At 42.0% G+C, this 26300-nt stretch carries 22 protein-coding genes, 1 pseudogene and 2 riboswitches; of the genes and pseudogenes, 17 read left to right on the forward strand and 6 right to left on the reverse strand.

The genetic code is table 11. The annotated features are described in order from the left end of the window. Nucleotides 1-133: 133 nt before the first annotated feature. The 3 genes from LGO15_RS06045 (at nt 134) to LGO15_RS06055 (ending at nt 4844) form a co-directional block, all read left to right on the forward strand. Nucleotides 134-1672, forward strand: a complete 1539-nt coding sequence (locus LGO15_RS06045; protein WP_226087089.1) for a bifunctional GNAT family N-acetyltransferase/carbon-nitrogen hydrolase family protein — start codon at nt 134-136, stop codon at nt 1670-1672. Between the two features lie 665 nt (nt 1673-2337). Then, entirely contained in the window at nt 2338-4083 is a 1746-nt protein-coding gene (locus LGO15_RS06050; RefSeq protein ID WP_167832033.1) for a phospho-sugar mutase, read from the forward strand. 38 nt (nt 4084-4121) lie between these two features. Further along, on the forward strand, nt 4122-4844 hold the full coding sequence (locus tag LGO15_RS06055) for an SDR family oxidoreductase (RefSeq protein ID WP_226087090.1): 723 nt from the start codon (nt 4122-4124) through the stop codon (nt 4842-4844). A 125-nt stretch (nt 4845-4969) separates the two neighbouring features. On the opposite strand, the gene LGO15_RS06060 is transcribed toward LGO15_RS06055, so the two are convergent. Continuing rightward, nucleotides 4970-5224 (reverse strand): YhdB family protein, encoded by a 255-nt coding sequence (locus LGO15_RS06060; RefSeq protein ID WP_041966370.1) that lies wholly within the window; start codon nt 5222-5224, stop codon nt 4970-4972. Nucleotides 5225-5405: 181 nt separating this feature from the next. Here LGO15_RS06060 and LGO15_RS06065 point away from each other — a divergent pair, with 181 nt between their 5' ends. The 3 genes from LGO15_RS06065 to LGO15_RS06075 all read left to right on the forward strand — a co-directional run bounded on the left by LGO15_RS06065 (nt 5406) and on the right by LGO15_RS06075 (nt 8296). Next, a complete protein-coding gene (locus LGO15_RS06065; RefSeq protein WP_226087091.1) occupies nt 5406-5729 on the forward strand; it encodes a DUF3889 domain-containing protein in 324 nt (107 codons plus the stop codon). A gap of 68 nt (nt 5730-5797) precedes the next feature. Further along, nucleotides 5798-7210 carry a SpoVR family protein gene (locus LGO15_RS06070; protein ID WP_226087092.1) on the forward strand — a complete coding sequence of 471 codons (1413 nt, stop codon included), beginning with the start codon at nt 5798-5800 and terminating at the stop codon, nt 7208-7210. 168 nt (nt 7211-7378) lie between these two features. Next, nucleotides 7379-8296 (forward strand): cation diffusion facilitator family transporter, encoded by a 918-nt coding sequence (locus LGO15_RS06075; protein ID WP_226087093.1) that lies wholly within the window; start codon nt 7379-7381, stop codon nt 8294-8296. A 73-nt stretch (nt 8297-8369) separates the two neighbouring features. On the opposite strand, the gene LGO15_RS06080 is transcribed toward LGO15_RS06075, so the two are convergent. Beyond that, nucleotides 8370-8633, reverse strand: coding sequence for an ArsR/SmtB family transcription factor (locus LGO15_RS06080; RefSeq protein WP_167832200.1), 264 nt, complete (start codon nt 8631-8633; stop codon nt 8370-8372). Between the two features lie 315 nt (nt 8634-8948). Here LGO15_RS06080 and LGO15_RS06085 point away from each other — a divergent pair, with 315 nt between their 5' ends. Continuing rightward, nucleotides 8949-9320 (forward strand): YidH family protein, encoded by a 372-nt coding sequence (locus LGO15_RS06085; RefSeq protein ID WP_226087094.1) that lies wholly within the window; start codon nt 8949-8951, stop codon nt 9318-9320. On the opposite strand, the gene LGO15_RS06090 is transcribed toward LGO15_RS06085, so the two are convergent. After that, the gene (locus tag LGO15_RS06090; protein WP_226087095.1) at nt 9317-9973 is read right to left on the reverse strand and encodes a DUF3939 domain-containing protein; all 657 of its coding nucleotides are present in this window, start codon (nt 9971-9973) and stop codon (nt 9317-9319) included. The two genes, LGO15_RS06085 and LGO15_RS06090, sit on opposite strands and share 4 nt — an antisense overlap. Nucleotides 9974-11131: 1158 nt before the next feature. Between LGO15_RS06090 and LGO15_RS06095 the strand changes: the two are divergent. From LGO15_RS06095 to LGO15_RS06130, 8 genes and pseudogenes are all read left to right on the forward strand, one after another. Next, a pseudogene (locus LGO15_RS06095) lies at nt 11132-12778 on the forward strand (EAL domain-containing protein). A 44-nt stretch (nt 12779-12822) separates the two neighbouring features. Continuing rightward, nucleotides 12823-12921: riboswitch (guanidine-I (ykkC/yxkD leader) on the forward strand. A 48-nt stretch (nt 12922-12969) separates the two neighbouring features. Continuing rightward, entirely contained in the window at nt 12970-13293 is a 324-nt protein-coding gene (sugE, locus tag LGO15_RS06100) for a quaternary ammonium compound efflux SMR transporter SugE (protein ID WP_167832040.1), read from the forward strand. 121 nt (nt 13294-13414) lie between these two features. After that, nucleotides 13415-13762, forward strand: a complete 348-nt coding sequence (locus tag LGO15_RS06105) for a PadR family transcriptional regulator (protein ID WP_167832041.1) — start codon at nt 13415-13417, stop codon at nt 13760-13762. After that, nucleotides 13743-14384, forward strand: a complete 642-nt coding sequence (locus LGO15_RS06110; RefSeq protein ID WP_226087096.1) for an HAAS signaling domain-containing protein — start codon at nt 13743-13745, stop codon at nt 14382-14384. Before LGO15_RS06105 ends, LGO15_RS06110 begins: the two co-directional genes overlap by 20 nt. A gap of 98 nt (nt 14385-14482) precedes the next feature. Beyond that, a complete protein-coding gene (locus tag LGO15_RS06115; RefSeq protein WP_226087097.1) occupies nt 14483-15946 on the forward strand; it encodes a DUF4153 domain-containing protein in 1464 nt (487 codons plus the stop codon). Nucleotides 15947-16063: 117 nt separating this feature from the next. Beyond that, complete coding sequence (locus tag LGO15_RS06120; RefSeq protein ID WP_226087098.1) at nt 16064-16417, forward strand: hypothetical protein; 354 nt, start codon at nt 16064-16066, stop codon at nt 16415-16417. Between the two features lie 254 nt (nt 16418-16671). Beyond that, nucleotides 16672-18468 (forward strand): TIGR04190 family B12-binding domain/radical SAM domain protein, encoded by a 1797-nt coding sequence (locus LGO15_RS06125; protein ID WP_226087099.1) that lies wholly within the window; start codon nt 16672-16674, stop codon nt 18466-18468. Between the two features lie 159 nt (nt 18469-18627). Continuing rightward, a complete protein-coding gene (locus tag LGO15_RS06130; RefSeq protein ID WP_167832046.1) occupies nt 18628-19584 on the forward strand; it encodes a cation diffusion facilitator family transporter in 957 nt (318 codons plus the stop codon). Nucleotides 19585-19655: 71 nt separating this feature from the next. Here the strand turns inward: LGO15_RS06130 and LGO15_RS06135 are convergent, their stop codons facing one another. Then, nucleotides 19656-21005 carry a hemolysin family protein gene (locus LGO15_RS06135; protein WP_167832047.1) on the reverse strand — a complete coding sequence of 450 codons (1350 nt, stop codon included), beginning with the start codon at nt 21003-21005 and terminating at the stop codon, nt 19656-19658. Between the two features lie 618 nt (nt 21006-21623). On the opposite strand from LGO15_RS06135, the gene LGO15_RS06140 reads away from it, so the two are divergent. Beyond that, on the forward strand, nt 21624-22691 hold the full coding sequence (locus tag LGO15_RS06140; RefSeq protein ID WP_167832048.1) for an ATP-binding protein: 1068 nt from the start codon (nt 21624-21626) through the stop codon (nt 22689-22691). Nucleotides 22692-22709: 18 nt separating this feature from the next. Here LGO15_RS06140 and LGO15_RS06145 read toward each other — a convergent pair whose 3' ends face one another. After that, a complete protein-coding gene (locus LGO15_RS06145) occupies nt 22710-23270 on the reverse strand; it encodes a GNAT family N-acetyltransferase (RefSeq protein WP_167832049.1) in 561 nt (186 codons plus the stop codon). Between the two features lie 123 nt (nt 23271-23393). Between LGO15_RS06145 and LGO15_RS06150 the strand changes: the two genes are divergently transcribed. Further along, complete coding sequence (locus LGO15_RS06150; RefSeq protein ID WP_167832050.1) at nt 23394-24668, forward strand: dicarboxylate/amino acid:cation symporter; 1275 nt, start codon at nt 23394-23396, stop codon at nt 24666-24668. A gap of 53 nt (nt 24669-24721) precedes the next feature. On the opposite strand, the gene LGO15_RS06155 is transcribed toward LGO15_RS06150, so the two are convergent. Then, entirely contained in the window at nt 24722-25852 is a 1131-nt protein-coding gene (locus LGO15_RS06155) for a histidine kinase N-terminal domain-containing protein (protein ID WP_167832051.1), read from the reverse strand. Between the two features lie 244 nt (nt 25853-26096). After that, a riboswitch (TPP riboswitch) is annotated at nt 26097-26203 on the forward strand. Nucleotides 26204-26300 lie beyond the last annotated feature (97 nt).

Genomic DNA, 26300 nt, shown 5'->3' on the forward strand with positions numbered 1-26300 from the left:
ATTCTGTGAATTTATTTTTCCCAATAGAAAAGGGGAAGATAAACAAACAGTATTATAACATGGCAATTTAGGGTATAGGGATATGATGAGCAATTTTACATACATGATTTTTTAATGAGAGGGTGCAGTTTGTATGAGTGAATTGGATTTGTCCAAATTTGAAAAAAGAATGATCATCCGCAACACAAGGGAAGAGGATATTGATGGAATCATCAAAATGCAGAACAGCTGCTTTCCTGGAATGGATCCCTGGAAGCGGGATCAGCTGGAGAGCCATCTTGAAATTTTCCCTGAAGGGCAATTTGTCGCTGAGTATGACGGGGAAGTGGTCGGTTCTTGTTCAAGCTTGATTATAAACTTTGATGAATACGATGATCGCCACAGCTGGGATGATGTAACCGATGAGGGTTATATTACAAACCATAACCCTGATGGCTATAATCTCTACGGCATTGAAGTCATGACTCATCCCGAGTTCAGGAGAATGAAGGTAGGCTATCGTTTGTATGAAGCGCGGAAGGATCTTGCTCGGCAGATGAACCTGAAAAGTATCATCATCGGCGGACGGATTCCGAACTATCATCTTCACGCGGAGGAAATGTCGCCTCGTGAATATGTAAGGCAGGTCGCATCACATAAAATTTATGATCCGGTGCTTTCATTCCAGCTGAGGAATGATTTCACGCTGATGAGGATCAATCCGAACTATTTGCCTGATGATCTTCAGTCCAACAAGTACGCGACCTTGATGGAATGGAATAATGTAGACTATCAGCCAAAATCGAAGCGGTTTTATAAAACAAGTAATCCTGTCCGGATTTGTGTTGTCCAGTATATGATGAGACAAATCGAGTCATTTGATGATTTTGCTCATCAGTGTGAATATTTCACGGATGTCGCATCGGATGCCGGATCGGATTTTGCCGTGTTCCCGGAAATCTTCACGACCCAGCTCATGTCCTTCATGGATGAGAAGTCCCCATCGCTCGCAGTCCGCAGGGTGACAGAGTATACGGAGCAATATATCGAGCTGTTCACCGATCTGGCTGTCCGCTACAATGTGAACATCATAGGTGGTTCTCATTTGGTAAAGGAAGATGATGATGAGATATATAATATTTCCTATCTGTTCCGTCGCGATGGCACAATCGATAAGCAATATAAGCTTCACATCACGCCAAATGAGCGCAGGTGGTGGGGCATCAGCCGCGGCGATGAACTGAAGGTGTTCGATACGGATTGCGGCAAAATCGCTATCCAAATTTGTTATGATATCGAGTTCCCTGAGCTTGCAAGGATTGCCACTGATATGGGAGCCAAAATCATCTTCACACCATTCTGTACTGAAGATCGCCAAGGGTACCTGCGGGTGCGGTACTGTGCCCAGGCCAGAGCGGTCGAGAACCAGGTGTACACGGTCATTTCTGGTACCGTCGGCAATCTGCCGCAAACAGAGAACATGGATATCCAGTATGCACAATCAGGAATCTTCGCACCATCTGATTTTGAATTCGCGAGAGATGGAATTGTCGGCGAAACGAACCCGAACATTGAAATGGTCATGATCGGCGATGTCGATCTGGAAATTTTGCGCCGCCAGCGCCAGGACGGCACAGTCCGCCAGCTGAAGGACCGCAGGCATGATATTTACCGCATACAGTATAAGAAGTAGGATAAGTACAGCACCTGGGGAAAAAGAACTCGGCTCCCTAGGTGTTTTTCATTATAGGTGACCAATCAAGCCTATTGGGCCCCCATGAGTCCTAGGAACTGGAAAAAGAGGAAACCAATGAAGCCTATTGGTGCCCTGGAATCCCAGAAATCGGAAAAAGAGGTCACCAATGAAGCCTATTGGTGACCTTAAATTCCAAAAATCGGAAAAAGAAGACACCAATGAAGCCTATTGGCGCACTGAAATCCCGGAAATTGGAAAAAGAGGACGCCAATGAAGCCTATTGGTGCCATGAAATCCTAGAAATTGGAAAAAGAGGTCACCAATGAAGCCTATTGGTGCCCTGAAATCCCAGAAATCGGAAAAAGAGGTCACCAATGAAGCCTATTGGTGCCCTGAAATCCCAGAAATCGGAAAAAGAGGACACCAATGAAGCCTATTGGTGCCCTGAAATCCCAGAAATCGGAAAAAGAGGACACCAATGAAGCCTATTGGTGCCCTAAAATCCCAGAAATCGGAAAAAGAGGTCACCAATAACCCACTAATAAAGAGTTTTGCACTGTATCATTCTCCATCAAATAAAATAAACAAAAATTATCAATCAAGCACCATCTTGTTTTATAATTAGCTGTAAGATTCAAATCTTATTTTCAGGAGGTCATTTCATGGATTGGAAAATGAAAGCCGACAAGTGGCTTGGTTTTGCCGGATTGGATCCGGAGCTGAAAACCGAACTTGATTCATTAAAGGATAATGATAAAGCTTTAGAGGAAGTATTTTATAAAAACCTGGAGTTCGGGACTGGCGGAATGCGCGGTGAGATTGGCGCAGGTACCAACCGGATGAACTTATATACTGTCCGTAAAGCATCAGCCGGACTGGCAGCATACATAGAAGAGCAAGGAAATGAAGCAAAACAGCGTGGTGTGGCGATTGCCTATGATTCTCGCCATAAATCACCTGAATTCGCTATGGAAGCAGCGAAGACATTGGCAACTCGCGGCATCCAGACATATGTATTTGAAGAGTTAAGACCAACACCGGAGCTGTCGTTCGCAGTCCGTCATCTGCATGCATACGGTGGAATCGTCATTACAGCCAGCCATAACCCACCTGAATACAATGGCTATAAAGTTTATGGTCCGGACGGCGGGCAGCTGCCACCTGACAGTGCCGATGAAGTGATCGAGAAGGTTAATGAAATCGAAAATGAACTGTCAATTCAGGTGATGGACGAGCAGGAACTGAAGGAAAAAGGCTTGATCAAGATGATTGGTTCTGAAGTGGACCGCGCGTATCTTGAGAAGCTGATGACGATTTCCGAAAATCCGACACTCTCTGATGAAGCCGATGTAAAAGTGATATTCACACCGTTGCATGGTACTGCCAATATGCCTGTACGAAATATCCTGACTAACCTGAAATACCAGAATGTCACAGTCGTAAAAGAGCAGGAGCTGCCGGACCCCGAGTTTTCAACGGTAAAAAGCCCGAATCCGGAGGAGCCTGCTGCATTTGAACTGGCAATCCGTGAAGGAAAGAAAATCGATGCGGATGTTCTGATCGCTACAGATCCTGATGCTGACCGTCTTGGTATCGCTGTAAAAGACCAGGATGGGGAGTATGTTGTGTTGACTGGAAACCAGACGGGAGCGCTGCTTCTGCATTATATCCTGACGCAAAAACAAGAGAAAGAAACATTGCCGGCCAATGGAGCTGTGTTCAAGACAATCGTAACATCCGAGCTTGGACGAAAAGTCGCTTCTTCTTTCGGGGTTGAAACCATCGATGTCCTGACAGGATTCAAGTTCATCGCGGAGAAAATCAAGCAATATGAAGAGTCAGGGGAGTATAAGTTCCTTTTCGGCTATGAAGAAAGCTATGGATACTTAATCGGGGACTTTGCCCGCGATAAAGACGCAGTCCAGGCAGCGATGCTTGCTGTCGAGGTTTGCGCATATTACAAAAAGAAGGGCATGTCTTTATACGAAGCGCTTCTTAGTGTTTTTGAAGAATACGGTTATTATCAGGAAGGGCTGCGTTCTTTGACTCTGAAAGGAAAAGAAGGCGCTGAGCTAATACAGAAAACACTTGGAGTCTTCCGCCAGGACCCTCTTAAGCAGCTTGGTGAATTGAAAGTCACAGCAGTGGAAGATTATTTAACAGGTGTAAGAGTGAATGAGAACAACGAGGAAGAAAAAATCCAGCTTCCTTCTTCAAACGTTATCAAATACTATCTCGAAGATGGTACATGGATGTGTCTTCGCCCATCTGGAACAGAACCAAAGATCAAGTTTTATTTTGGTGTGAACGACAAGAGCCTTGCTGATAGCAAGCAGAAACTGCAGAAAATCGAGCAGGATTTCATGCAGGAAGTTGAAAAGAAAATGGAAGCAGCAAAAAACCTGTAATCACAGCTTAGAACCTCAGCACGAAAGGAAGTAATCATATGTTAAAGGAACAAGTCGCTATTGTCACAGGTGCCTCAAGAGGAATCGGCAAGGAAATCGCTGTGAAATTGGCTGAGCAAGGAATGAAGCTCGCAATCGCAGGCAGTTCAGACGAAATCAATCAGACAGCGGAAGAAATGAAACAAAAAGGTTTTTCGGATATCATTGCCGTTCAGACGGATGTCAGCGATGAACAGCAGGTGAAGAATCTTGTTGAAATAACAATGGAGACATTCGGGCAGATTGATGTACTAGTCAATAATGCTGGAATTGGCTTTTTCAAGCTCGCAGAAGAAGTTACGGTTGAAGAATGGAAAAAGCTATTTGAAGTGAACGTTCAAGGTGTCTTCCTTGGTGCTAAAGCCGTTCTCCCTCATATGAAAGAGCGTAAATCAGGTACGATCATCACGATTTCCTCTGATGTAGGCAGATACACGATTCCTAATGGAAGTGCTTATACAGCTTCGAAGTACGCTGTGCAGGGTTTCAGCGGAGCGCTGGCACAGGAAGTCAGGGAATACGGAATTCGTGTTGGCACCATCAACCCGGGAATGGTTGATACTTATTTTGCTCAATCAAAACAGGGACTTCCGGAAAAGCATGATTGGTTAAAGGTGGAAGACATCGCAAACGCAGTTGTTTATATGGCTTCCGCGCCTAAACATATGCTGATTGATGAAATTGTCATCCATCCTCTCGTGCAAAATTACCCGATTGCCTAATCGAGCCGATTCAATATAGAGAAAAACAGTACTATTTATTTCCAGCGAAAATCAGCATAAAAAATAATAAACACGGCACCTTAATATAGGTGGCCGTGTTATTTTTTTTTGGTGGAATTCTCTTGTTAAATCGAGCCGGTGACAGCGGTTTCCAGGTAGTCATCGCCGGCGGCTTCATTTGCGTGGTCGATATATCTGAGAAGGGAATACAGGCGCTTTTCAATGACAGCATAATCTTTTTCAAAGTTGTATGCGTGGAGAAAATGTTCAATCTTCTTGGCCAGGAACTGGTCCTCGGTCCTGACCATAAGGATAAGCAGGTTATCCCATTGAGATCGGTGCGTGTAATATAGTGCCCGATCGTAATCCGTTTTGTTCATATCCCATCCTCCTTATGAGGAGTTGATAATATTATATGGATTTGACGCTGGAACTTCCTCAGAAAATGTTGGACAACCCTGTTTACTGGGGTTTTCAAGTTTTACCTGTATAAATGCGCACCGGATTGACTACATATTGAAGCGGGAATCACAAAGCTGGAAGCACAAAAGGAGTGTATTCATGAAGAAGTATTTCGCCGCAATGGCTGTATTATTAATTTTGTTATTGGGATTCCAAAGAGTCGATACTTATGCACAAAGGCCGGATTATGAAAAATATGGCCGGATCGCTACTGCCGTGATCAAGGAAGATTTCCCCGGGGAAGCTGTCCAGGATTATCAGTATATGGGCAGGAAGCAAATAGACGATCGGCAGGTGCTCGATTCATTTCAGTACAAGGTCAGTGTCAACGGTAAACCTGTTATCATGACCGTCCAAGTCACCCATGATTTAAAAAGTGACAGGTTGTTGAGTCTTACCGTTACTGAACAACACCAGCAGTAAAGTTTCTAACCTGTTCATCTTTCTCCTTTTTTCCTCATACATTGTTGTAAGAGGTGAAAGGGGGAGAGATGGTGTCAGAGGATCAAAAATCACTGGAATATGCCATTTCTGAAATTACCGAAATCGCTAAAGGGTTTGGACTGGACTTTTATCCGATGAGGTATGAAATATGTCCTGCAGAAATCATCTATACATTTGGTGCCTATGGAATGCCAACAAGATTTTCCCATTGGAGCTTTGGAAAACAGTTTCATAAAATGAAGCTTCATTATGACTTAGGGCTCTCAAAAATTTATGAGCTAGTCATCAACTCCAATCCATGCTATGCCTTTTTATTGGATTCGAATTCGCTGATTCAAAACAAGTTAATCGTTGCCCACGTCCTTGCCCATTGTGATTTCTTCAAGAACAATGTCCGTTTCCAAAATACGAAGCGCGATATGGTTGAAAGCATGGCAGCAACAGCGGAAAGAATCCGCAAATATGAAATACTGCATGGCAAACAAAAGGTTGAATCCTTTCTTGATGCGGTTCTGGCTATTGAAGAGCATATTGATCCTTCGCTGATGAGACCGAAGCTTGCATGGTCAATTGAGGATGAAGATGAAGACGATGAGCCCATGTCTGCATCGACGCCGTATGATGATCTCTGGGATCTTGATTCAAAAAAGACCGAAGCAAAAGATAAAAACAAGAAAAAGAAATTTCCGCCGCGTCCTGAAAAAGACTTACTCTTGTTCATTGAGAGCTATAGCCGTGAGCTGGAGGACTGGCAGCGGGATATACTGACGATGATGCGTGAAGAAATGCTCTATTTTTGGCCGCAGCTTGAAACGAAAATCATGAATGAAGGCTGGGCTTCTTACTGGCATCAACGCATTCTCAGGGAAATGGACCTGACGAGCGGAGAATCCATCGAGTTTGCGAAGTTAAATGCAGGGGTCGTACAGCCATCAAAGACGGGAATCAACCCTTATTATTTAGGAATCAAAATTTTTGAAGATATTGAGGATCGCTATAATAATCCAACCCAGGAAATGAAACGGCGCGGAGTTAAGCCTGGTTCAGGCCGGGAAAAAATGTTTGAAGTCCGTGAAATCGAATCGGATATTTCATTTTTACGTAATTACTTGACGAAGGATCTGGTCATGCGTGAAGACATGTATCTGTTCCAAAAGCAAGGGCGTGAATACAAAGTTGTCGATAAAGCGTGGGAACAGGTTCGCGACCAGCTGGTCAGCATGAGAGTCAATGGAGGATTTCCGTATTTGACTGTAACAGACGGCGATTACCAGAGGAATGGGGAGTTATATATATCGCATAGCTTCGAAGGAATCGAGCTTGACATTAAGTACCTTGAAAAAGTCCTTCCATATGTCCATCAGCTATGGGGCAGGAAATGCCATATCGAAACAATGGTCGAGAGCAGGGCGATGTTATACACCTATGATGGAAAAGGGATACACCGAAAATATTTATAAGGGTAAAACCAAAACCGCTGTTTTTCAGCGGTTTAATTTTTTGTGGTGTGAAAACCTAAATAATAAGGTATTTAAAATATAGACAAGCTTTTTATTGAACAAAATTCATATGTCAGTCATAATTATATATATGAGCATATATTCATATATAAACAAGGAGGAGAAGATATGGGTCATAATCACTCACACGGCCACGGCCATAGCCATAGTCATACAAACAATAAAAGGGCTTTATTCTGGGCGTTTCTTCTAATCGCCACATTCATGGTTGTGGAGGTAATTGGCGGGGTCATCACAAACAGCCTTGCACTGCTTTCAGATGCTGGCCATATGCTGAGCGATGCAGCTGCACTTGGTTTGAGCTTGTTCGCAATGAAGCTTGGGGAGAAAAACGCTACACCAAGCAAGACATATGGGTTCAAGCGGTTTGAAATCATCGCGGCTGCACTCAATGGGCTGACCTTGATCATTATTTCGATTTATATCTTTATAGAAGCATACCAGCGCTTCACAGATCCTCCAGAAGTTCAAAGTCTTGGGATGCTGACAATCTCGGTCATCGGATTGCTGGTCAATATCGTCGCAGCTTGGATTTTAATGAGAGGGGACAAAGATGAGAACTTAAACGTGAGAAGTGCGTTTCTCCATGTAATAGGTGACATGTTGGGTTCAGTTGGTGCCATCACTGCAGCATTGCTGATTTACTTTTTTGGCTGGGGACTGGCAGATCCGATCGCAAGCGTAGCTGTGGCCATCCTGATCATCATCAGTGGCTGGAGGGTAACAAAGGAAAGCTTCCATGTGCTGATGGAAGGGGCACCAGAGCAGGTTAAGCTGGAAGAGATAAAAGATGAAATACAGAAGATACCGGAAGTGAAAGATGTGCACGATGTCCATGTTTGGTCCATCACATCAGGTGTTTTCATGCTTAGCGGCCATATTGCTGTCGAAGGAGAAGGAGCCCATGACCGAGTACTGCATAAAGCACAAAAGCTGTTGCACGACAAGTTTGGCATTGACCACAGTACCTTGCAGGTAGAAGGGGAACAGCATGGCTGCCCTTGTGCACATGGGCCATGCAATTAGTGAGTGGCCGTATACCTGATTGAAAGACTTCTTTAACAAGTTTAAGACATGCCAGCCAATAACATTGTAATTCTCAATGGTGGCTGGCATGTTCTATGCTTTGCTTTAACAGGTCAATGACATGTTCATCATCATGCGTGTAATAAAGTGTTGTTCCCTCTCTCCTGAATTTGACGAGCCTGAGGTTTTTTAAGAAACGCAGCTGATGTGAAACAGTTGATTGCAGCAATGAGAGTTTTTCTGCTATTTCATTGACCGAATGTTCCCCCTGGAACAGCAGATGAAGGATCCTGAGCCGTGTCGGATCTGACAGGGCCTTAAACGTCTGTGAGACCATGAATAAAGTTTCCTCATCCAAATCCACTTCAGGAGAGTTATTTTTCTTATCTTCCAAGTTGATCAGCCTCCTATCTTTATTATAACTTATGAAGAGAAACACGGCTGGAAATTCAGCCGTGTTTTCTATATTATAACCAGTTTTATCATAGGCACGAATAACGCTCCCCAACTAAGAGGAATCATAAACCTTGATGATGAGCAAATGAAGAGGAATTGACCGGCCCCGGTGATAAACTAAAGCTGAGTTTTTTATTCTGTGGAAGTCACGTATCAAGAAGCGATAAACGATCCGCAATTTGGGAAAGTGGGTGGTATGATGGACGATCATAAAACACTAGAATCAAAATATATCCAACAGCATCTGGCCAATGAACGAACATACCTTGCATGGGTCCGGACATCCATCGCTATTATCGGGATTGGTTTCTTGGCCTCAAGTCTGCATTTCAATAATATTAGCTTTGCAAGCAAGACGGCTGATACAATTGCTGTTTTGATCAGCATCTTTTCTTTGGTGATTGGCTTCGTGATTCTCTTCTTCGCGACCACACATTATTTCTCTGTTCGGAAAAATATCAACAGTCAAACCTTTGCTTCAGCCAGTTCTTTGATAAAAGTTTCCTCGGGGATAATATTTTTTATATTTCTACTGCTTGGCATTTATTTGATCAGTATTTTATTTTAATTTCCAGTGCTGTTTTGCTCCGGTTTCTTATGTGTGATCAGGCCATCGTAATTGGTGATGTACAGTTCGATATCCGGTTGGGCATCGAGGCAGTGGGCATTCAACAGCTGATAATAATTCACTCTGCGAAGGGGGTCATAGGGGAGGACTGGGTACTCCTTATGCTCTTTCACATATAGGTCTACTGCCTTTTGAACTTTATCGATTGTCAATGCGAGTTTTTTTTCATTCTCAGTGAATATATCGTATGTTTCCTTGGACATGTAAAAATTTTTTGATGGAATTCCCTTCAGGATCGGGGCAAGTTGTTCTGCATCGATCCTATTGTCCTCTTTAACGAGTATGGTCCGGTATACCCCCTTCGGAAGCTGCTCGGAATATATACGGACTGCCTTTTTAATTTCGTCAACGCTTGTCTCGATGGTTGGCCAGGTTTTCTTGCCGGCCTCTAACAATTTTCGCTTGCTTGCAGCAAAAAAAACATATAGAGCCACTCCTCCAACAGAACCCACTACAGTTAAGTAAGGAAGCAGATCCAGCTTAACGTCAAGCAGGTAACCGGTGATGGGCCAGATGATAGCAGCTGCAGACCTTAGGAGGATTGATTCAGAAAATAAGCTTCTGTTATTTCCCCTTTCTTTCTCCGCTTGCATCTAAATCCTCTCCTTTCCAAGGCAGGTAAACGCCTTAATACATCATTATTAACCAACAGTCGCATCATGGTATTTGTTGAAGGCTTATACATGTATTGTGCTTAATAAAAATCCGGTTATGCCGATATATAAATAAGAGTCTGTCCATATATGCTGATATGGGAAGAGCCAACAAGGTGAGTGAAGCAGGGGCCAATTAGGGATTTAAAGTGGAATTCCTTCTACTTATAGTATATTAAATTCTCCTTTTGAATGGTATGGTTGTTTTTGAATATTTCGAAAATGAGACTCGTAACATGTCAATTATGTGGATGAATATTGTATAATATTTAGAAAGCTTCAATCATGATGGCGAAAATTGTCGGCTAAATGAAACAGGATTTTCTCAGCCATTCCAATTTTCACTAATCCACGAAAGCAAAAAATCAGACAGAAACGAGGGGCAGTATGGATATTCCCCATATGTACATATTTGATTTTAATAATATAGCGTTAACAATCGTTTTTTTGATTATTTCTTCCATTATGGCAGTTGAATTCAGCAGGCAAATCAAAAAGACTATATATCGGAAAAAACGCAAAAAGGTCCTGTATTCGCTTCTTTTGGCTCTAACGTTTTTGCTGACACATTTATTTGTGATTATATCCGCTGGGGTTCCATTTTCCACGAGCAATTTTTATTTATTTTTTCTGATTTTCTTTAGTATTTGTGGAATGGGGTCTTATGCAGCTTTTAGTCTGGCGCAAAGGGATATAGGGAATACACCTCAGTATGTTTTCACTAGTTTATTGATCGCTGCCAGCATCATGACAGCTGAATATACTGCTTTTTATATCATCTTCAGGGAAGCAATCAAGATTCAGCCAGTTTTATTCATCATGTCATTTTTAATGATTCTGGTCACTTCCTTTTCGTTAATACGTTTTTTAATGCAGATTACGAACGAGGATATTTATGAGTTTGTAAAAAAGTATAAGTACACAGGCAGCGTCCTTGGCGGAATGGCATTGGCCGGTATTCCGTATATCGTCCTGACTTCAATGATGGCCATTACGGATGGAAGCGGAATACATTCTTTCCTGGCGCCATTCGTGTATATGGCCTGTGCCAATTTATTATTCATCCTCGTCCCGGACCTTTTTGGGGAAAAACTGATCATGAAGAACGTCCAGTCTCATTTATCCTTGTTCACTCATAACCCTGATTCTGTATTCAGAGTTGACTTGCAAGGGTATATTTTAAGTGTCAATAAAGAGGCGGTAGAGCTGACTGGCTATGGAGATAATGAATTAGTTGGCCTTCATTTCATTGATCTGATAGGGGGAAGCGAGGAAGAAAAGAAAATAAAAAAGTATTTCATGAAAGTGCTCAGCGGTGAGACAAAATTGATTGAAACCACTTTAAAAAGAGCGGATTCAACATACGCCGACGTAAGAATTACAGCCGTGAGGGTCATCGTCAAAAACATAACGGTGGGTGTCTTTGGAGTCGTCAGGGACATAACAGAACAGAAGAAAGCAGACAAAATGATTGAGTATCTCGCCTATCATGATGAATTGACCAATTTGCCTAACAGACGGAATTTGGAGAAAGTGATGAGTGCGCAATTTATCAAGGATGAAGTGTTTTCCTTGATCTACCTTGATTTTGACCGTTTTAAACGAATTAATGATACATTTGGCCATTCGTTTGGTGATAAGATACTGGTACAAATCGGCAGGAAACTTTCGGAAGTTGTGCCCGAGGAATGCCTCATTGCCAGAATTGGCGGAGATGAATTCGCCATTCTTGTAACTGGAAGACACAAGCCGGAATCGATTGCCAGGGAGGTTGTCCATGCATTCCAGAGTCCGCTTTTTGCGGAAGGGATGGAATTCCTGATCACCGCGAGTATTGGTATCTCAAGGTATCCAGAAGATACGAATAATCTTGAACTGTTGCTGAAGTATGCCGATATGGCGATGTATAAGGCAAAAGAAAACGGTGCGAATCACTTCCAATTTTTTGACCAAAGCATGGTGGACAACAACCTGAATAAGTTTGAGCTCGAGAATGAATTGCGGAACGCGATTAATAGTGATGCTCTCACTGTTTTTTACCAGCCTAAATATAATGCAGAAACAAATGTGATAACCGGGGCTGAAGCGCTGGCAAGGTGGAAGCATTCTCGACATGGAATGATTCCTCCTGGCGTGTTCATCCCGATTGCAGAGGAAGCAAACTTGATCGTACCTCTTGAGAGACTGATCATCAGGAAGGTGTTCAGCCAGCTTGTCAAATGGAAGAGTCAGGGGTTCGAGGTTCCCCGAACTTCCATCAATATCTCGATCATTCATTTTTACCAAGAGGATTTCGTAAAGTTCATGCAGCATGCACTGAAAGAATATGGACTTTATGGCGAATTGATCTAAATCGAAGTAACTGAAAGCATCATGATTAAGAAGGAAGACAGCATCAATGAGCAGCTCCAGGCATTAAGGGAAATCGGGATAGAGGTCAGCATTGATGATTTTGGAACAGGGTACAGTTCATTGAGTTATTTAAGCAAGCTTTCAGTCGATCGTTTGAAAATTGACCAGAGCTTCATTTCGCATTCCCAGGAAAACCGTGAAATCATCTCTACGATTGTCTCAATGGCAACGAACCTGAAGTTAAAGGTGATCGCCGAAGGGGTTGAAACAGAATCTCAGATTGACCTGTTAAAATCACTGGGATGTCAGGAAGTGCAGGGATATTTCTACTCACCGCCATTGCCATCTAATGAATATGAGACGATGATGAACAGGGAGCTTCAGGAGACCTGATGCCTTTTTGACTGACTGTCTTGATTATGGTACTATTCTTATTAGCAAAAGTCCTCTAGGGTTCCGCAGCTTATCGCTGGACTGGTCCGAGAGAGGGCGCACAGGAATCCCTGTGTACACGGAGGGATAAAAACCCGGGAGATATCCAGTGATATCTTCCGGGTTTTTTCATGAAAGGAGAGCGTGTTAGCATGGCTTGGGTTTATTTAGTTATTGCCGGTATATTTGAAGTTGTTTGGGCCATTGGCCTGAAGTATACAGAAGGATTCACAAAAGCTGTACCATCGTTGATCACCCTGATCGGGATGGCCATAAGCTTTTACTTTTTGTCTATGGCAGTTAAAACATTGCCAATCGGCACTGCATATGCAATCTGGACTGGAATTGGAGCTGCAGGGGCAGTCATTCTAGGGATTGTGTTGTTTGGAGAGCCGCGCAACCTTATGAGGCTGATGTTCGTAGCCTTCATATTGGTCGGAATCATCGGCCTTAAGGCAACGTCTGGAAGCAATTAGTCATTTCCAAAAGCAGGTTCGTAATAAATTGCAGCCTGCTTTATTAAATTTTCATTTGCAAATTCCACCAATTTATATTATGATTCCGATAGGTACCTTTTATTACTAGGTAGGTGATAGAATGTTTAATCGGGAACTTTTAAAAGGGAGCACATCCTTGGTGCTGCTTCAACTGTTGAATGAACGGGATATGTATGGCTACGAGCTGGTGAAAGAATTGGATAAGCGAAGTGACCATAGTCTGCAGGTAAAAGAAGGAACGCTTTATCCAGCATTGCATAAACTTGAAAAACAGGAATACATTGAATTTTATTGGCAGGAGCAGGATAAAGGCCCAGCTAGAAAATATTATCGGATTACTGATGAAGGCAGAGCAGTCCTTATTGAGAAAACGGAAGAGTGGCAGCACTTCGTCAATGTCATGAACAAAGTGATCAGGAGAACAAAAAATGATCCAGTTAAAGACTGAATTTCTCGCGGAGCTTGATAGGCACTTAGGGAAGCATGGAGACAGAGAACAAATTTTAGCTGATTACGATATCCATATTACCGAGATGCTTGAAGAGCTTAAGGACATCGATAGGGAAGAGGCGGATATTAGGTCGGAAATTCATTCGAGGTTGGGGACACCGGAAGAAATTGCTGAATGCTGGCGGGAAGAATTATCGACGACACCAATGAAAACTCAATGGGTTTTCATTAGTGCCAATCTGTTTTTCTTTGTTGGTGGCATCACCTTGACCCTGGTACATAACCTTTTTGATTTCCCTTTCATTGATATCGCGTGGCAAAGTCTCACATCAATACCTGCCGTGATTATCTTGTTATATCTTTTCTTTTGGGCACTGCTAGGATATGAGATTGGCAAAGGATTTGGCCATAAGGGAAGAAGCTTGATGAAGAAGACGTTTATCCTTTCCATCCTTCCGAATATCGTTCTCATGAACCTGACATTGCTCAAGCTGATTCCGCATGACTGGTTCCAGCCGCTGCTGAGTCCTGCATTCATTTTTATTTGTATTCTATTCACTGCGTTATTGTATCCAATTTGTTGGCTTGGATATAGATGGGGGAAAAAGGCTTCCATCTAATTTTTTAGCTATGTACATAGAAAATCTATGTACATAGCATGATAAGGTATTTTTTTGACCATATACCTAGTTATACTGTGTAAGGAGGAGAGATTATAATGGAATTGAAATTGAAAAAAGGGGACGGGGTTTTTTTCCTGGTCTGTCTTGCTCTGGGAGTCCTGGCTGAAAGGTCTTTCTTGCATGGGATCATCGGCTTGTCCTATCCTGTGTTTATTACAGTGTTTTATGCTGTATTCTTCTGGAGATATCGCTCATTCTCCTTTACAAATAAGAAGCTTGGACTTTTGATGGTTGCCTCTATTTGGCTGCTGTCCTCCAGCTTTTTCCTGCATTCGAATATGATTTTATATATGTTGAATTTTTTGGTGATCCCTGTAATGGTTCTTATTCAACTGGTGCTTGTTACCTATCCGCTTCATAATCAGTGGCATAGGTGGCCATTCGTTCAAAAGCTCTTTTTGACAGTTGGCGAAGCAATAGCCTATGTATACAGGTTCTTATTGCTTGTTGCTAATTTTACTGTCAGAGGTCTTGAGGAAAACAAGAGTGCAACGATTCGAAAAGTACTGATTGGGGTGGGCATTTCATTACCGCTATTGTTTGTGATCCTCAACCTGCTTGTCTCTGCTGACCAACAATTCGGAGATCTTCTAGGCGCTTTCCCTCGCTGGCTTTTAGGATTGAAGATCGAGGAGGAAGTGCTGCGGACGATTGCGGTATTCATTTTCACTTTTGCGATCTTTGGTCTATTTCAGGTGCTAAGGAATAAGCAGCCAGCTCCTGCGGAAGACCCGAAGGCAACAGGAAAAATAGCATGGGATAGCGTGATCAGCCTGACAGTGCTCACTTTATTGAATATCGTTTATCTATTATTTGTAGCAGTACAATTTCAATACTTTTTCAGTGAAACATTAAAGGCGGGATATACGTATGCTGAATTTGCACGAAGAGGATTTTTTGAGCTTCTTTTTGTAACGATGCTGAATTTGCTGATCATCTCTACGATCGTTTCATATGTCGATAAAACGTCTAAATTTATGACTCTTGCTATTCGCTCTCTTCTTTCCCTGCTCGTTACATTCAGCGGAGTCATGCTGTATTCAGCATTTTTACGCCTGCTCATGTATGAAGAGGCTTATGGTTTTACCTTTGCCAGGGTACTGGCCCATTCATTCATGGTGTTCCTGCTTGTGATTTTATGCTATTCCTTTATGAGGATATGGATGGAAAGGCTCTCTCTTGTTCGCTTTTACATCATATCTGCAGTCATTTTTTATACAGTAATCAACACCATCCAGCTTGACGAGTATGTTGTTGACCGCAATTTGGAGAGATACTCAGAAACCGGTAAAATCGATATACATTATTTGAATTCGCTTTCTTATGAAGGAGTAGAGGGCCTTGTGGAGCTTTATAAGCTTAACCCTGGCCATCCTGGTCTCTCTGAGTTGCTGCTGCAAAGGAAGCAGGAATTCACGGATTCTGAAGAAGGCTGGAATTCAATCAATATGTCCAGACGAAGCGCTGAAAAAACGATCATGGACCTGGAAATACAGTGATTTAGAAATGTGGCTAAAATGAAAACAAATGCAGGCTTTGTTACCAGTTTTGTAACATATCGATGTGATTAATGATGATAAAATAATTTTAAGCCAAATAAAGGGGAGCCATGTAAAATGGAAGGGTTAACTGAAATCATTCATCTGATAAAAGATATTGAGAGTTCAATTGATTCATTGCATAAAAGAGCCGAAAGCATTGAGAAAAGGCTCGAACGTCTAGAAAAAGTCGATAGTATTGAGCATCGTGTAACATCAAACCAGATCGATATAACAGATATCAAGGACGCTCTTGAAAGAATGGAAGAAATGCAAAGCGCAAAGATTGAAAATATGTTAAAAGAATTGCTGAGCAAGGCGGAAGTCAAGAACAACTCAGAATTCAGCACAATCCACAAACGCCTTGATTCACATCTGTTAAAATTGGGCAGAGTCGAGGAAGAAATCCTCATGGTCCAGCAGGAAAAATAATGTACCCAAAGACTGCGATATCGCAGTCTTTTTTTTACATTAACGCAATGCCATCCACAAAACGTTCATAAACTCAAAATCCTTTTATTTATCAAGGGTTGCCGGCTGTTTAAAAACTATTATGTTCAGCTGTTCACAAAATCTTGCACTTTCCAGGACTTAGAAGAATTAGTCGAGAGTTATGATTAAGGTGTAATCATACATTGCCTTTATCAGGCAGATTAATAGTATATATTTTATTCGAGGTGATTCCTTTGAAATACGATCTTGTCCTTCTCCATGCACCAAGTGTTTACGATTTTCGGAAAAATGCCCTGCTGGCAGGCCCAATCAGTGACGTCGTCCCGTCATCTCCTGTGTTCGAAATGTATCCTATTGGTCTGACCAGCATTGCGGAATATTTAGAACGCCAGGGCCTCCGCGTGAAGATCATTAATATCGCCAATCGAATGCTGATGGATGAAAACTTTGATGTGGAAAAGAAATTGAAAAGAATCAAAACACGTGCATTTGGAATTGATCTTCATTGGCTGCCGCACGCTCATGGCAGTATTGAACTTGCGAAGATTGTAAAAAAACTTCATCCGGAAACACCGATGATTTTTGGCGGTCTATCGGCAACCTATTATCATAAAGAGTTAATAGAATATCCATTCATAGACTTTGTCATGAGAGGAGATTCAACAGAAAAGCTGATGCTCCTTTTGATCAACCATTTTAAAAATGGAACTCATTCTCTTGGCGGCATTCCAAACCTTACATGGAAAGATGGAGACAATCCTGTTTACAATCCATTAAGCCATGTTCCAGACAGCTTGGATGAATTTGACATCCCTGGATATCGGTATACGATCAAGTCGGTCTTCAAGTATAAGAATTTCCTGGATCCACTGCCCTATAACGGCTGGCTGCAATATCCGAATACGGCCATACTCACGGCGAAAGGTTGCACTCAGGGCTGCTTGATTTGCGGGGGCTCAAAACAATCATACAAGGATAACTGCAACCGTAAAGTGCTGGCAAAACGCTCGCCTGCGAAACTGGTAGAGGACATAACTTTCATTCAGCGCTTCAGCAGGGCACCGATTTTCATTCTTCATGATATTCGCCAGGCAGGGAAGGACTATGTGGATGAGTTCTTTGAGAGGCTCAGCAAGATCAACTTGAAGAATGAACTGGTATTTGAATTATTCCAATATGCGAACGAGGAGTTCTTTGAAAAAATTGAGAAGGTTGTTCCGAAGTACAGCATTGAACTGACATTGGAAACTCATGATGAGAAGATTCGCCGATATAATGGCAAATTCAACTGTACCAATGCAAAAGTGATTGAAACGCTGCAGGCAGCATTAAAGCATAGCTGCAAGAAGATTGACATCTTTTTCATGGTTGGCATTCCGCACCAGGACTATCAAAGTGCTCTTGATAATGTTGACTTCTGCGAAGAAATACACAATGCCTGCGACGGAGATAAACGACTATCATACTTTGTTGCGCCGCTTGCACCATTCCTGGACCCGGCAAGCCCTGCATTCGAAAATCCAGAAAAATACGGGTATAAGAAGTTCTGCCATAGTATCGAAGACCATAGAAAGGCCATCACTCAGCCATCATGGAAATATATGCTCAGCTTTGAAACAGATTATATGACGAGGGATGAAATTGTTCAATCAACTTATGAATCTGCCAGGAACCTCAATGCGTTTAAACTTAAACATGACCTGGTAGACAAAAAGACTCATGATGATGTGAACGAAAAAATCGCCAAATCACTTGAATATATTGAAAAAATCGATGCGATCGTCGCTCTTCCCGAACAAGAAAAAAATCAGCAGCTTGCTCTTCTTAGCAAGGAAATGGAAGAAGTGAACAAATATAGCATTTGCGGAAAGCATGAATTGAAATGGGAAGTGAAAAAGCATTATGCCAATATCTTCTCACTCACGACAATCGGAATCGAGCTGCTGGCTGAAGATATCTGGATCAATGCGAAACAGAAATGGAATTCCTATAATAAAAGAGTCGGAGAAGCTTCTAAGAGCAGAACATGATTTTTCTTGAGTAGAACCCATCAGGATATATCCTGATGGGTTCTATTGCGCTTTGCTTACACAAAGGATTTTTTCAGCAAATCCAAATAAATGTTTAAAAATAAATGAAATGTGAAAAGGTAAAGGAAAATATATTTAACTAGTAAAGCGGGTGGAGAAATGTCATCAATGGTTGAATTTTTAAAAAGAGGAAATAAATCTTCTGGCATTGCTGCGATTGGGAATACATTCCTCGCAGTAATCAAAGGGGTTGCTGCAGTGATCAGCGGAAGTGGTACGATGCTGGCGACGACACTTCATTCAGTTGCGGATGCATTAAATCAATTCTTTGTTTTCATTGGCAGTGCCATATCTGAAAAAGAAGCAACTAAACGATTTCCGACCGGTTTCGGCAGGGTTGTGAACTTATTTGTACTGGTAGCGGTTATCATCATTTCCATTATGGCTTATGAAACGGTCATCAAAGGGTGGGAGTTGATTCAGCATCCGAAAGCTTCCTCCAATTTGTGGCTTAATGTCATTATCATGACAGTTGCAGTACTTGTTGATGGAGGGATTCTGGTAAAAGCCATGAAAGAAATTGCCCATGAAACAAGAAGCGGTGCAAAGGGCTTTGGGGTTGTCCCACATGCATTCAAGAATGTAAGCCTTGCTGCACCGCCAACAAGATTGGTCTTCTATGAAGATTTGATTGCGACATTTGGAGCGCTATTGGCATTGGTTTCGATTGTCATGGCGCATGTTACAGGGTTTTATTTGCTTGATGGAATCGGAACCTTGCTGATCGGCATCCTGCTAATCGGGATTGCTTTGAAGATCGGGTATGAGAACACGGTAGGGCTCATTGGTGTTGCAGCACCTAAGGTAGTTGAGGACCGTATAGCCAAGCTTATCCTGTCAGATCCAGATGTCATTGACATCAATACATTAAGGATTGTCCAGGAGGGAAGGCAGTACCATGTCGAGAGCTATCTGGAGCTGCGCAAAGGGCTGACACTAGCTGATGCAGATGATATCAAGTTCAGGGTCAGAGATAGCGTGCTAAAGGATCCAGATGTGGATGATGTGATAATGGGAATCATCGAAGCAGATGATGTCCAAACCTGGAAAGTGTAAAATAAAGCCGCAAAAAACCCAGGCAGGAAGGACCTGCCTGGGTTTTTGTGATGGAAGTAACGCTGGATCTTTTAGGAAACAACTTCAGTCTTGTTTATGAAAAAATTCTCGGCAGCCTTTTCAGTTTCAGGCTGCTTCGTTACTTCAATATATTTAATGTGGTGCTCTTCCATTTCGGTGATTTTGAAATGGTAGGAACCAAAACTGACGATGTCGCCCTGCTTAACCTCATAGTTTTCTGTAAGCATCCAGCCGCCGATTGTATCGACATCCTCATCGTTGATATCTAGTGCAAGAAGTTCATTTACCTCACTGACTAGCAGTTTGGCATCAATGATATAATGACTTTCCTGAATTTTGCGAATCATCGGCACTTCATCCATATCGAACTCATCGCGAATTTCTCCCACAATTTCTTCAAGGATATCTTCTACTGTTACGAGCCCGGACGTGCCTCCATATTCATCCATCAAGATCGCCATGTGTATGCGCTCTTTCTGCATCTTGACAAGCAAATCGTGAATCGGAATGCTGTCGATTACCCGGATGATTGGTCGAATATATGAATCTATTTCTTTTTTGCCCCGGCCCTGGTCATGAATCAAATCAGTCATGACTTCCTTGATATTGACGAGGCCGACAATATGGTCCTTGTCTCCGTCAATGACAGGATATCGGGTAAATTTCTCTTCCTTTACGATTTGGAGGAAGTTTTCCAGAGTATCCTCAATTGACAACGAAATGATTTCCGTTCGGGGCACCATGATTTCCTTGGCGATCCGGTTGTCAAATTCGAATATTTTATTTACATACTTAAACTCTGACTGGTTGATTTCACCACTTTTAAAGCTCTCAGACAGAATAATGCGAAGTTCTTCTTCAGAATGAGCCAAATCATGTTCAGAAGCAGGTTTTAGCCCGACAAGGCCAGTAGCAAGACGGGCGGATCCGTTCAATAACCAGATGAACGGATACATGATTTTGTAAAACAGGATCAGCGGTCCAGCTGTGTTCAGAGAAACCCATTCTGCTTTTTGGATCGCTAATGTCTTAGGTGCCAATTCCCCGACTACGACATGCAGAAATGTGATGGTTGCGAAAGCAATTCCCACTGCAATGACATGTCCTACGGATTGCGGAATATCCAGACTGGTTAATAACGGTTCTAGCAAGTCAGCAATTGCCGGCTTTCCAAGCCAACCGATTCCCAGAGCCGTGATCGTGATCCCCAGCTGGCAGGCAGAAAGGTACTCATCCAGATTGGATATGACTCTTTTCGCGAGCACAGCCTTTTTGCTGCCTTCTTCTATAAGTTGGTCGATTCTGGAACTTCTAACTTTAACAATCGCAAATTCTGAGACGACAAAAAATGCCGTTAAAGCAATTAAAATGGCTATCCAAACCAAGTTAAATATGTCCAAATAAGTTCCCTTAGCCCGCGGATATGCGGGTAAGGAGTCACCTCCCAGTAAACTGAAAATTAAGCCTGCTGCACAGACTTTAATTTAAATGATTAAGTTTCTTTCTTAACCCATAATTGCTCTCATAACCAATTTACGCTTTTTCGCTTGAGAAGTTCTTCTATACGAATGAATCAACATTTACGAACAGTCTCAATCAATGCGTAAAAATTATGATTTAATTCATCAAGAAATCTAACGGCCCGTTCCGTGCGGCTGGATCAGCCAGGGCCAACATCCTGTTATGCTGTTCCTTCCGCGTCTGCAGCTGTTATATTCTTGATACGATAGATTGCCCCATCATACCACCTCAGCTTTATCATTTAAATTTTATTATACCATATCGAGGATAACTAAGGGGAACATAAATACGGTTTGATATCAATGTATGAAACGGACACATAAAGTATGAAGTTTATGTTTAATTATATTAGAAAATTCTGATTTTAACAAATTGACCTTCATTCCTTAATCAAAATTTTCCCAATGGAAATATGAACCTTTTTATGACTAATTTTACAATTTTTATTTGAAATTAATTTAAATATTCAGTAAAATTTCATAAAAGGGAGGCTGTTTATGAGTATTCTTTTATCCAGTTTGGAAAGGAAGTTGCATAAGGTCGAAAAGGCAGATGAAAGAATTTGGGTAGAAACATCCATGGATTTTATATGTAAAAGAACTCCGGATGGACTTATTACATATGTTTCGCCCTCTGTTCGATCCATGCTTGGTTATGAGCCATCTGAATTAGTTGGAAGGCTGTACACTTTATTTGTCCATGCAGAAGATTATAAAAGAATTTTGAGTACTGCCATGCCCCAATCCGAGGAAGTTTGCAGCCTGACATACCGCATTAAGCGAAAAGATGGAGTATACATATGGGTGAACTCACGGATATCGGTCGTAAGACATCCCGATACAAATGAACCGTTCGAACTAATTTCAGTTACAAGTGATGTTTCTGCTAAAATCAAGGCAGAGCATTTTATTCTGGAGTATGAGAAATTAAACGTTGTCGGACAGCTTGCCGCAGGTATTGCCCACGAAATCAAGAATCCTTTGACAAGCCTAAAAGGCTTTATCCAGCTTATGAAGTCCGGCAAAGAATTAAATCATAATTATTTAGCGATCATGGAAGAGGAAATAAAGCGGATGGAGGCTGTTTCAAAAGAGCTTATGATTATGGCAAAGCCGCATAAGTCTGATTTTAAGTCCTTTGATATGAATGACTTGGTTGATCACGCCATTACTCTTTTAATGGCCGAGGCAGCAAAAAAGTGCGTCGAAATAACCAAGCAATCCACGTTGGAAGACGGAAGGCTTCTTTGTGATGGAAATAAAATCAAGCAAGTTTTGATCAATATGCTGATGAACGCAATTGATGCAATGGATCTGCCAGGTGAAATTACGATCGCTATTTCAAAGGAAAATCACCTGATGTCCATATCAATCTCAGATTCTGGCAAAGGAATCCCTTCAGAGGATTTGGAAAAGATCGGCAAGCCGTTTTTTACGACCAAAGCGAATGGGAACGGACTGGGATTGATGATTTGCCATAAAATCATAGAAGAACATAATGGCAAAATCAATGTGACATCAAGTCCTGAAGGAACCACATTTACCATACATCTGCCGATCCTGTGATTTGTGTGCCAGCAATGATCATGGATGTAAGGCATTTCTTCTATGCCATTCTCTTGAAAGGAGACCGTAAACGATTAGATCATGAAAGGTGCCATTTAAGTATTCTCCATCACGGATGACACCCTCCTCGATAAAGCCAAGCTTCCTCGGAATTGCCTTGCTTTTGTGATTGTCCTTGCCGCATCGAATTTCAATGCGATTAAGTCCCAACTCATAAAATGCATGGTTTATTACCGATGTCACCGTTCTGACCGTAATGCCCCTTCCTTGCAGTTTATCCGATAGATAATAGCCAATGCTTGCCTGCGAGTTGTTCCAGTCAATAGCATGGAGGCTGATACTCCCTGCAAGGATTCCCCTGTATCGAATTCCAAAATGACTGCTGCTCCCTTCTTGATGATTTTTCTGCCACATTTGTATCACTGAAAAAAATTGGCCGGGAGATTGGATTCCGTCAATCCAGGGAAGCCATTTCCGCAAATAGCGGCGGTTTGAATCCACTAGCCAGAACAACTCACCGGCTTCTTGCGGCTCTAATATTCGCAGCTCCAGTTCACGATCAACCTTTAAAGTTAACATAGGAACCTCCTTATGCTTTAAGTTGATGGAAGTATTACCCAATCGACTTCCTCGCGTTTAATTAGAATGAAAGAGGGAATAAAGCTTTACATTCTTTTTTTACACTTTTTTGGGAGGAACCATATGAAACTAACGACTAAGATTTTAATTGGCCTAGGACTTGGCGCGATGACAGGGCTGATCCTCAACATTTTTTCACCCGAATTATTCACTGTTTTAGATAAATTCTTATTCACCCCTCTAGGCAAGATATTCATCAATTTAATCAGTATGCTTGTCGTACCGATTGTCCTATTTTCAATTATTCTCGGTACGGCCGGGTTAGGCGATCCCAAGAAACTTGGCAGGATAGGTTTTAAGACTGTAAGCTTCTTTTTGACGACAACAGCCATAGCCATATCCATTGGTCTTACTCTGGCCTATTTAATCAAACCAGGCTTGATGGGCAATTTTGATACGAGTGGAGCTGAATTCAAGGCTGAAGAGGCTCCGCCGGTAAGTGAAACCTTTTTAAATCTTATTCCAGCTAACCCGTTTGAAGCACTGACAACTGGCAATATGCTGCAAGTTATCGTGTTTGCTCTATTCATCGGGATTGCGTTAACGGCACTAGGTGAAAAGACGAAAGGAATACTGAATCTGATTGAACAAGGAAATGAGATCATGATGTATCTGGTAGGCCTTGTCATGAAGTTTGCTCCGTACGGAACGTTTGGGTTGATTGCGACAGCAATCGGAAGCCAAGGGATCGATGCCATCAAGGCGATGGGTGTATATATGATTGTCGTTGTTCTCGCTCTTGTCGTGCATGCGCTCATCACCTATGGTTCAAGTGTTTATCTCATTGGAAAGAAAAATCCTTTCTGGTTTTTTAAGCAATTCTCTCCGGCAATGGGTGTTGCCTTCAGTACATCGAGCAGTAATGCGACACTGCCGGTATCTATGGAAACAGCACAGAAAAATCTCCGTGTCCCTGAATCGGTCAGCAGCTTCGTGCAGCCTCTTGGAGCAACGATCAACATGGACGGCACAGCAATCATGCAGGGGGTAGCAACTGTATTCATTGCACAGGTTTATGGAGCTGACCTCACAATGGCCGAACTTTTGACAGTAGTCCTTACTGCCGTGCTTGCGAGTATAGGTACCGCAGGAGTTCCAGGTGTTGGATTGATCATGCTGGCAATGGTTCTCCAATCTGTGGGGCTGCCAGTTGAAGGGATTGGCCTGATACTCGGTATCGACCGTTTGCTTGATATGGCTCGCACAGCTGTCAATATTACAGGTGATGCAGCATGTGCTCTCATCGTCTCTGAATCTGAGAAAAAGCATGCGTTAAGCCACGAGACTAGCAAAGTGAAACATGCAGCAGGTGACCGCTCACTTGAATATTCCGATTAAGAAAGAATAGACCCCGCCATTTCCTGGCGGGGTCTCCTTGTTCTAGTACTAGATTAGATTTCGATTCTTGTTAGAGGCAGAAGCATGATGAATGACGTTTTTTCAGGTTCTGATGAACAGGCGAGTATGCCTTTATGCTTTTCGATGATTTCCCGGCATACGAAAAGTCCAAGTCCGGTACCAAGTGTTTTGGTTGTAACGAATGGTTCAAAAATCGTTTTTAACAATTGGTCAGGAATGACTGGACCATTATTTGAAATCTCAATTTTTATATGGGTATCATTCACGAAAAATCCTTTGATTTCGATTTGCGGATCATCACGGTACTGGCTCAGTACATCAATCGCATTAAAGATGATATTGATGAGAACCTGCCTGATTTCATCCGCATAGCCGTACAATTCCATATCTTCGGCTACTTCCTTGATGATCCGGACTTTCGTGTCAAGGATGCTGGGATAAAGAAAGTTTAAAACTTCCTCAATCATCTTATTCAATGAGAAGACAGTTTTTTCTTTTCCAATCAGCTCTTTTTTTGATAGCAGCAAGAATTGTGAAATCCGGAAGTTCAGTTGTTCAAGCTCGCTTGAAATGATATCAAGATACTTCATATCTTGATGTTCAGATCTCAAGAGCTGGATGAAGCCCTGGATGGAAGTCAACGGATTGCGGAATTCATGTATGAAGCTAGAAGTCATTTGGCCGAGAAGCGTCAATCTGTCTTTATGTGTTGAATCGATGAATTGGTTCTTTTCCTCAATGATTTTGTTTTTCTGCTCATTATAATAAGATACGGCGTAATACAAAAAGGTATCAAAACAGTAATTGATCCGATTGATGGCCTCTTGCATTTCAGTCCATTCCATATTCAATTTATGGAGATGTGTGTATACAACGGAGCGTCCGGCATTGACATTGAAGACAAAATCGCCAATGTTAATGTCAGCGCGTACTCGTTCTTCACCTACCATAAAAGCAAGCTCTTGAATATGCTCTTCCAATTCTTCACTTGTTTTAGAAAAAACCGAGAGAATTACTTCATACATTCTCTCAGCGTTTTTGCTTATTTTTTCTTTATATGGATCATCTTCTGAAACGATTATTTTAACAGTCCAGTCGGCTATTAGATTTTCTCTTTCACTAGTCAGGAAGCTAAGCAATCGGTTATCCGTAATTGGCAGCATTTCATTAAGTCCCCCAGTTTTTCATTTCGGTATTAAAGATTCGAGGAAAACCTTAAAAACCCTTTGTCGAATATTAAGAACATCCGCAGAATTGAGTCGAATAGCTAAAAATGTGACAAAAGACCGATGTTTTTAGCAATACTGGATGAGATTTGTCAAATCTGTTCGACATCGACCGAAAAGTTTATCCTAGGACTTGTGATAATTTATTTAAAGTAGTATATTCATAGTGTAGAAACTAAATAATAACCACAAGGGGAGCTGCCAAGTGCAGCTGAGAGTGAGCGGCCGAGTTCTTACCCTTTGAACCTGTTAGTTAATGCTAGCGAAGGAATGTGGATGCGATAGGAAAGCAATCTTGGGAATCCTATATCGGTCCCCGGATTGCTTTTTTTGTTTCTGAAGCAGAAAAGGCGTGTTAGAAACGGACCTCATTCTGAAAAGAAGG

The organism is Mesobacillus sp. S13 (genome assembly GCF_020422885.1).
GTDB lineage: Bacteria > Bacillota > Bacilli > Bacillales > Cytobacillaceae > Mesobacillus > Mesobacillus selenatarsenatis_A.